Origin of the sequence: Mesorhizobium sp. M4B.F.Ca.ET.089.01.1.1 (assembly GCF_004022605.1) — a bacterium.
In the GTDB taxonomy this organism is placed as follows: domain Bacteria; phylum Pseudomonadota; class Alphaproteobacteria; order Rhizobiales; family Rhizobiaceae; genus Mesorhizobium; species Mesorhizobium abyssinicae.
Map to the genome: position 1 here is coordinate 1 of NZ_RZOS01000773.1, position 1,623 is coordinate 1,623.

At 64.6% G+C, this 1,623-nt stretch carries 2 protein-coding genes; both read right to left on the reverse strand.

Going from position 1 to position 1,623, the window contains the following annotated elements; all coding sequences use genetic code 11:
* On the reverse strand, positions 1-987 hold a 987-nt coding region (locus EN780_RS33715; RefSeq protein WP_128276413.1), incomplete at its 3' end, for a TniQ family protein.
* A partial coding sequence (locus EN780_RS33720; protein WP_128276414.1) for a TniB family NTP-binding protein occupies positions 984-1,623 on the reverse strand: 640 nt, incomplete at its 5' end. The genes EN780_RS33715 and EN780_RS33720, both read right to left, overlap by 4 nt.

Genomic DNA, 1,623 nt, shown 5'->3' on the forward strand with positions numbered 1-1,623 from the left:
CTCCGCATTCGAGCGCAGCTCGAGCTTCGTTGCAGGTTTTCCGGTCTCTTTGGATTGCCGGACGGCGGAGCTCAACGTGGGTTGCGATGCGTTTTCTGGCTCGGCCGCGAACGCCTGGAACACGAAGGGCGGTGGCGGCCCGAAGCGCCGTCTGGCACCGGCAAGGTCGAGAAGCTGCGCAATAGCGATCAAGGTCGTTATGCGCCAGGTAAGGGCAGCCGTGGCGAGCGGGGCCGTCCGCTGCGCCGGCATACCATGACCTCCCTTCGGCAGGCCGAGACCCGACCATGCGATGAATGGCTTGTCGTCTGCTTGCGACGGGGTCCACAGCAGCTTAGCTGCCCGCATGATTTCTTCCGGCGACGGGCCTTCGCCGGCGTCGCCAGCGACAACGTCTGTGACGATATCGGCGAGCGTCGTCAGGAACCCGGTCTTTTGCGGCTCCGCTCGGTCGGCTTCCCGGCATGATGATACAACGGTCAAACAAGTCATGCAGACCAGGCGGGCTTTTCCCGCAAGCTCGTGAAACCGAAATCCGGCGCTGCCGAAGCAGCGTCCGCAAAAATCCCGTAGCGTTTGCCGGTGCCGGGAACATACCATCGCTTCGACATGGGACCACGCGCGACGCACGTAGTGGTCGCCATCGTCCGCGGTATCTTGGTCCAGACAGGCAGGACAAACGCCTGCGTGAGACCGGTCCGCGACATACCACGCCAGCGGCCGCTCGCGACACGAGAGCGCCATCCCCGCGAGCGAGCTGGCCGGCAGGCGGCAGGCCTGCGCCCAGAGCTCGACTACAGCCGTGGGCGGCTGGAAATCACGCTGCTCGAAGCCGATTGCGGGGGCACAAGTGGCGCGCGGCTCGAGCCAGCGCTCGAGTTCCAGCACCGCGCGCCCGTAGCGGCATGCCACACGCTCCTGCCAGGAGGACAGCAATTCGTCCTCAAACGGGCGCGGCGCTATCGGAAGGAATGGCGGCGCGTTCACCGCATGATGCGCCGCTGCAACTGCCGTTCAGCTTCGAGCGTCATGGCAACCAGCGGCAGCACCAGATCGTCGGACGTGAAACTGCCCTCGTCAATGCTCTCGCTGCCGTCGCGGATCGCTTCCACGGCGACCGTCTCGATTAGCCGGAAAATGCGCATCGTCACGCCGTCGGTCATTTCGAGCACCCGGCGGCGGATTGCGGCCGTTGCCAGTTCCGAGGGCCGGCGCAGCGGCAAAATGCTGCCCAGGCTGGACAGCAGCTGCCCAAAATGACGGTCATCGGACCAGCGCGGAAGATGGAAGGCCTCGAAGCGTTCGGCCAGCTGCGGATCGGTCAAAAGCGCCTGCCTTGCCAGGTCGGTTCCGGCGCAGATCAGCGGAATTTTCAGATCGTTGGCCAGAAACCGGATGACGTTCAAGAAGATCCGCTGCTGACGGAAGCTGCCGGCCAGCATGGCGTGGATCTCATCAATGACCAGCATGCGCGCACTCATCCGGCGCAAAAGGCTGCGGCAGACCTCCTTCAGGCGATAGCTGCTGTCATTCGTAGGACCGGGCGCGCCAAGCGCGTTGAGCAACTCGCCGTATACATCCCGCTCCAACGGCTCGGCGGGCATTTGCATGGCGACGACCCGC